7 protein-coding genes and 3 pseudogenes (1 of these 10 running past the window's edge) are annotated in these 5,954 nt (G+C 40.2%); 7 read left to right on the plus strand and 3 right to left on the minus strand.

Annotated features, from left to right (window positions below):
• From L650_RS0103615 to L650_RS0103645, 7 genes and pseudogenes are all read left to right on the plus strand, one after another.
• A pseudogene (locus tag L650_RS0103615) lies at positions 1–454 on the plus strand (DUF350 domain-containing protein); the annotation flags it as partial.
• 3 nt (positions 455–457) lie between these two features.
• Positions 458–2,099: pseudogene (locus tag L650_RS0103620) on the plus strand (polyamine aminopropyltransferase).
• Between the two features lie 80 nt (positions 2,100–2,179).
• Entirely contained in the window at positions 2,180–2,593 is a 414-nt protein-coding gene (locus L650_RS0103625; protein WP_004589139.1) for a YjfI family protein, read from the plus strand.
• Between the two features lie 24 nt (positions 2,594–2,617).
• On the plus strand, positions 2,618–3,310 hold the full coding sequence (locus L650_RS0103630; protein WP_029772224.1) for a PspA/IM30 family protein: 693 nt from the start codon (positions 2,618–2,620) through the stop codon (positions 3,308–3,310).
• 73 nt (positions 3,311–3,383) lie between these two features.
• A complete protein-coding gene (locus tag L650_RS0103635) occupies positions 3,384–4,022 on the plus strand; it encodes a DUF4178 domain-containing protein (protein ID WP_024032119.1) in 639 nt (212 codons plus the stop codon).
• Entirely contained in the window at positions 4,019–4,342 is a 324-nt protein-coding gene (locus tag L650_RS0103640; protein WP_029772225.1) for a hypothetical protein, read from the plus strand. Before L650_RS0103635 ends, L650_RS0103640 begins: the two co-directional genes overlap by 4 nt.
• 15 nt (positions 4,343–4,357) lie before the next feature.
• Entirely contained in the window at positions 4,358–4,543 is a 186-nt protein-coding gene (locus L650_RS0103645) for a hypothetical protein (RefSeq protein WP_004589143.1), read from the plus strand.
• A 20-nt stretch (positions 4,544–4,563) separates the two neighbouring features.
• On the opposite strand, the gene L650_RS0103650 is transcribed toward L650_RS0103645, so the two are convergent.
• From L650_RS0103650 to L650_RS0103660, 3 genes and pseudogenes are all read right to left on the minus strand, one after another.
• A complete protein-coding gene (locus L650_RS0103650) occupies positions 4,564–4,968 on the minus strand; it encodes a hypothetical protein (RefSeq protein WP_029772226.1) in 405 nt (134 codons plus the stop codon).
• A 10-nt stretch (positions 4,969–4,978) separates the two neighbouring features.
• Positions 4,979–5,542: a hypothetical protein gene (locus L650_RS0103655; RefSeq protein ID WP_164835534.1), complete on the minus strand. Its 564-nt coding sequence runs from the start codon at positions 5,540–5,542 to the stop codon at positions 4,979–4,981.
• A 68-nt stretch (positions 5,543–5,610) separates the two neighbouring features.
• A pseudogene (locus tag L650_RS0103660) lies at positions 5,611–5,954 on the minus strand (class II fumarate hydratase) (it continues 989 nt past the right edge of the window).

The raw sequence follows: 5,954 nt of genomic DNA on the forward strand, positions 1-5,954 counted from the left end.
AACAGAGGGTTGGCACGGGCTGCCTATCGTTATTGCTGCCTTTATTATTGGCAGTGTTGCACTACTGCTTGTAAGCCAATACCGCGTACAATTATTTAAGCGTACCAATAAAAGCGGTGATTGTTTACAACAAGCCATTATTGATGGCAATTTAGCTGTAGGTATACGCTACGCAGGCTTTTTAGTAGGAAGTGCCTTAGCTATTACTGCGGCATCAGGTATTGCACCGTATGCGGCCGATAACATTAATGCTAGCCTGCTTTATTGGGCTATTAGCGCGATTGTAAGTTTAGTGGCATTCATCATTTTGCATTTAATCACCATCAAAATAATTTTATCAGGTTGTGATATTTCAGATGAAGTTAACCGTCAGAAAAATGTAGGTGTAGGTGCTATTTCTGCTGCAGTGTCGTTTGCTGTGGGTATTACTATGGCAACCTTACTAGGCGCATAATCAGTGTCATCAACTACAACTAGCCCAAGTAAATCACGTTTACTTGGGCACGATATTTTACTAATAACTGTTATGGCCGTACTCGCTGGGTGCGGCCTTATTTATGAATACTTACTTTCGCATTACGCAGGGCGGGTACTGGGCTCTGTAGAGAGTGCTATCTATGCCATGATTGGCACAATGATAGTTGCCATGGGCTTAGGCGCATTTTTAGCCCGTTGGTTTAAAGATGCCTTTACCGCCTTTGCTTGGCTTGAAAGTATTATTGCCCTGGTTGGCATGGGCTGTATTTTGGCAATAGCCGGTGTAATTGCTGTAAGTTATTCACTTCCTCATTTGTTTTCTAGTATTTTTAATTTACCTCCAGATGTTGTGCTCAATGGCTATGTATTTCAAAAGCTGCAAGAGTGGTCACGCTTTTTACCTTATGTGTTTGGTTTAGTACTGGGTTTATTTATTGGTATGGAAATACCGCTTATTGCACGTATTCGCCAACATGTGTACGGGCGTTTTTTAGAAAACAATGCAGGCACTATTTATGGTGCCGATTATATTGGCGCGGGTATTGGTGCGGCTATTTGGGTAAGCATTATGCTGGCGATGCCTATAATGCAAGCTGCAGCGTGGACAGCTCTTTTTAATATACTGGCAGGGCTCGCCTTTTTATGGCGCTACCATGCTCATGTGCGCTTTGCTAAGGCACTTCTAGTTTGCCATATAGTGTTACTGGCACTGTTTGGGTTTATTTTAGTGATGGGAAGTAGCTGGATGAACAGCTTAAGTAATGTACTTTATAAAGATAAAGTTATTTACTCACAAGCAACTAAATACCAGCATGTAGTATTAACCGAGCGCTTAAGTAAAAATCAGCCAGCGCCTATTACCGACTTGTATTTGAATGGGCGTTTACAGTTCTCGAGTATTGATGAGCAAATATATCATTCAATGCTGGTGTATCCGGCAATGCTCGCATCAAACCGGCACGATAGCGTATTAATTATTGGTGGTGGCGACGGGCTTGCCCTTAGAGATGTTTTAAAGTGGCCAGTGAACGACGTAACGTTAATTGATTTAGATGCACAGCTGCTTAATTTATTTGGCCATAAAGACGGTGATTTTACAGCGCCTGAGTCTATAAGTAAGCGGTTATTAGCGCTAAATAAACAATCGATGTTAGACCCACGCGCCAATATTATTGTGGGAGATGCGTTTTTAGAGATTGAAAGGCTCCTAGATCAAGGTAAGCAATTTGACACTATTTTAATTGACTTACCGGACCCTAATCATCCCGATTTAAACAAAATGTACAGCGACTATTTTTATAACCATGTACGTCAATTGTTAGCTTCCGATGGCGCAATGGCTGTGCAGTCTACCTCGCCTTATCATGCCAAAAAAGCATTTTTAAGTATTGCTAAAACGGTAAAAGCGGCGGGNACCAGCCAGTGGGCGAATTAAAAATATAAGCGCTATGCCGGTGCCATCAAGGTGGGTAAGTAAAGAATATTTATTAGCCAGCTTTGTATTTCCTAACCAGTATTTTGAACAAGTTAAAAGTATTAAGGTCAATAGGTTAGGTTCGGGCCAGCTATATGATTACTACCGTAATGCGTGGCAGATAGAAAGCGAATTGTATAAAAATTAATAAAACATGGTTGACATAATATGTCGGCCATGCGAATCTTAACTCAGACATAATATGTCAAACAGCAAAAAGGCAGAGACATGGAATTAAATGAACTTTCAATAAAATTAGCTTCTTTTGAAACAGAAGGCGCTAACTTTGAGTCTTTCTTGATTGCCAACCCTGGTGAGCAAGATGTTTTACAAGTCATAGTTGATGGAAACGATGAACTTCCAATTTTTGTTACGCAAACACAAGAGCAGTTGTTATGTATTAGCTACTTGTTTGGCGAAGATGAAGTAAAAAGTGAATTACGCAACGAGTTAAACGAAACACTACTACGTTTAAACGTGCCAATTCCACTGAGTGCATTTGCTAAAATCGATAACAAATACGCGATTTTTGGTGCACTGTCGGTAAATTCATCATTAGATGATATTACCCACGAACTAGTGACACTAGCTGACAACGCTATTGACGCACTAGAAGCCGTGACCTTGTATTTAAACGATTAGTAACTAGTTAGTGGAGTTAAGATTATGAGTATATTAAAAAAATTATTTACAGCAGTACGTGGCGGCGCGCGTGAAGCGGGCGAAGCAATTGTAGATGCAAACGGCATTCGTATTTTTGAACAAGAAATAGCAGATGCGCAAAATGCACTTAATCGTGCTAAAAAGAGCCTTACAGAAGTAATGGCTAAAGAAATGCAAACTAAGCGTAAAATTAGCGCAGTTGATGCATCAATTGCTGAGCACGAAGCATATGCAGGCCAAGCACTTGAAAAAGGTAACGAAGCCTTAGCATTAGAAATTGCCGAAAAAATTGGCGACTTTGAAGCTGAAAAAGCTGAAAACGAGCAAGTATTAGCAGGTTTTAGCAATCATATTGTAGCGCTTAAACAACAAGTTAAAGACGCTGAAAAGTCAATTAAAGAAAACCAGCGTCAGCTTACTATGGTTAAAACCACAGAAAGCGTACAGCAAGCAACAATGGCGGTTAACAGCACGCTTAATACTAATAGCTCGTCTATGACATCGGCCCGTCAGTCGCTTGAGCGTATTAAACAACGCCAGCAAGATCGTAGTGACCAGTTAGGCGCTGCTAAGCAACTTGAGTCAGATACAAATGGCGACGATTTAAAAGCAAAAATGGCTGAAGCCGGTATTGGCGATACAAGCCCAAAAAGTGCTGATATTTTAGCGCGCATTAAAGCCAAGCAAAACGGCTAATAGTTCGTACATTTATAATAAAAGGTAATTAAGCGTGGCTTAGTTACCTTTTTTGCTTAAGGGATGCCTCATTATGTTTAATTTTTTCAAATCTAAAAAAGAGCCAGAACGTCAGCTTAACCATGCAAGTGAGCTTAAAAAAGGTGACATGTTTAGCGTTATCGATTCATTTGCGTATCCGTCGTGGTTAAAAGGGCAAACGCTGCGTGTTATTGATATTCAAACCTATCAATATCAACACAGTAGTGATACTGAGTTTGTGCTTGAGACGAACAGCGGACAGGTGGTATTTTTACAAATTGAGCAAGATGATGGCGAGCAGTGGGCTAATTTTTCAATCAAAATTCAGCGTGACGACGTAGAGCAAATATTTGGGCTAGACGAATTTGCACGTATTTTTGATGAAGAGTCGTTAACCCATATACAGGTGCAAAATACGCCAGAGCAGTTTATGCAGTTTTTAGCTAAAAGCTATCAGCAAAGTGAATCGCCTTATGTGTGCTATTTCCATAACAAAGATTTTCGTGGCCAGTCATTACCGCGCTATGAGCAAGAGGGTGGCGAACCTTGTGAAATGATTTGCTTAGCATCGCCAGACGAAGGGCATGGCTTAAATATTGAAATATGGGATGGCGGTGAGACCGAAGTGTCACTAACGCTAACACGCCCAATTACCGATATAGTCGACTTGTTTCCAGGAGATGCGAAGTGAGTGATGCTAAAGACAAATGGTTACGTCAAGAGCAAGCCGTGCGTGCCACACAAATGGCATTTGATTTAAGCAGCGAAGTACAAAAGTCGATAAAAAAGCAGGCCATTGACCAAGAGCTTACGCCCTCAGATATGATCCGTAAAATTTTAGGCTTAGATGTAAAGTCTAAAAAAACACGTCAGCGCCTATCGTTTAATTTAAACGATGATGAAATAGCCCAACTTGCAACGCGGTTTAATGTCCAAAGTGATGATAAGCGAGCCGTAAAGCAACAAGTAGCAGAGTTATTAATTGCTCATACTAAAAAAAACACTAAGTAGTTAATTTAGATTTATATGAATATTATTTTAATTGCTTACTTAATTATTTTTGCTTTATTTGGCACAGCTGCAAGTTACTTTGTGCGATTTATTTATGCGTACTGGGTAAAAAAAGAAATGCCAATGAAATATATTGTTAAAGCAGGAATTTGTGTGGTGTTGGTGGTGGTTATTTCAGCGTTAATACCTTTTATAGGTTAACGCTGAAATTGGCGTTTGCGCTATTTTATATCAAATGCCTGGCATTGCTGATTAATACACAGGGTTTGTACCTCAAGTACCGGTGAGCAATCGGTTAAACCTTGCGCTTTGTTTTGCGCTTTTTGTTGTTGTGTAATTTTTTGGGCAACTTCTTCGGCGTGCTCTTGAGAGGTATTAAGCGTTGAATACACAACATACTTACTTGGCCCACCACATGCTCGTGCACCTACTTCGAGTACCTTACATTGAAAGCTCGCGGTGCAACTATTATCACTAACAATGTTATTAAGATCGTAGTTCAAGTCAGACAAATTCTGATTTTGCTCAGTACTTGATGATGTGCTTGCACAGCCGCTAAGTAATAGCATAGCGCTGGTGGCAACACTCACAATTGATAATTTAATTGCTGATGGTAAACAACTCATAACCTTGTCCTTAAAATACACTTACCGCTGAACCTTCAAGTTTAACACATTTATTTTCAACACACTGCGTGCTTGGCGAAGTTAAATGCTGGCACGTGCTCATCATTTCATTTTGTGTGTTGTAGGCTTTTTCAAGCGTTGTTATTTGCTTTGCAAGCGAACTGACTTGCCCCTCTTTAGCTGATTTTGTTGAGTAAACAACATAATCACTTGGTCCGCCGCAAGCTTTGCTTCCTACAGGCATAACCTTACATTGTGCAGAGGTATCGCACTGTGTATTGGCAATTAACGTATTAAGCTCGCTTTTTGCGGTTTTAATGTCGTTAAGTGATACTGCTTTTAAAGCGGTTTTTATGGGTTGCGATGCATCAGTAGGGTTTTTGTGCTTGTTTTCACTGCTGGTTTGTTGAGGTACTTCTTTATGCGGTACTTCTTTAAGCTCGTTCACCGAGTTAGTTGGTGCATCTTGCGATGTTGTTTCGAGGCATGCAGTTAAACAAAGTGGTAAAAGTAGGGCTAACAGTGGAGTACGCATAACAAACCTTGATAGTGATGAATTATTCATCACTATCATACACGGTGCATTTTTAACGGCAATAAAAACTATATTATCAAGTAATTAAAGCCGTTTTAGATTTATCTTTATAAACCGCCTTGGGTAAGTTTAGTGGGGTTAAGCAGTGTTTCTAATTCACTGCGTGGAAGGTCGGTTTCTTGCTCTGCGACATCAATAATTGGGCGGGCTTCTTTGTAGGCTTGCTTAGCTATTTTGGCTGCTTTTTCGTAACCGATCACCGGATTAAGCGCTGTCACTAAAATTGGATTTTTGGCCAGTGCTTTATCAATATTGGGCTGGTTTACTTTAAAACTCGCAATGGCTTTATCTGCCAATGCTTGGGCGCTATTAGCAAGTAACTCAATGCTTTGTAAAATATTGTGCGCAATAACAGGTAGCATTACGTTTAGCTCAAAATTACCGGCTTGGC

This window comes from Pseudoalteromonas sp. TB51, assembly GCF_000498055.1.
GTDB lineage: Bacteria > Pseudomonadota > Gammaproteobacteria > Enterobacterales > Alteromonadaceae > Pseudoalteromonas > Pseudoalteromonas atlantica.

Coding starts and splice junctions, on each gene's coding strand:
- L650_RS0103625 (WP_004589139.1), top strand. CDS start 2,180: ATGGAATTAAATGAACTTTCAATAAAATTAGCTTCTTTTGAAACAGAA.
- L650_RS0103630 (WP_029772224.1), top strand. CDS start 2,618: ATGAGTATATTAAAAAAATTATTTACAGCAGTACGTGGCGGCGCGCGT.
- L650_RS0103635 (WP_024032119.1), top strand. CDS start 3,384: ATGTTTAATTTTTTCAAATCTAAAAAAGAGCCAGAACGTCAGCTTAAC.
- L650_RS0103645 (WP_004589143.1), top strand. CDS start 4,358: ATGAATATTATTTTAATTGCTTACTTAATTATTTTTGCTTTATTTGGC.
- L650_RS0103650 (WP_029772226.1), bottom strand. CDS start 4,968: ATGAGTTGTTTACCATCAGCAATTAAATTATCAATTGTGAGTGTTGCC.
- L650_RS0103655 (WP_164835534.1), bottom strand. CDS start 5,542: ATGATAGTGATGAATAATTCATCACTATCAAGGTTTGTTATGCGTACT.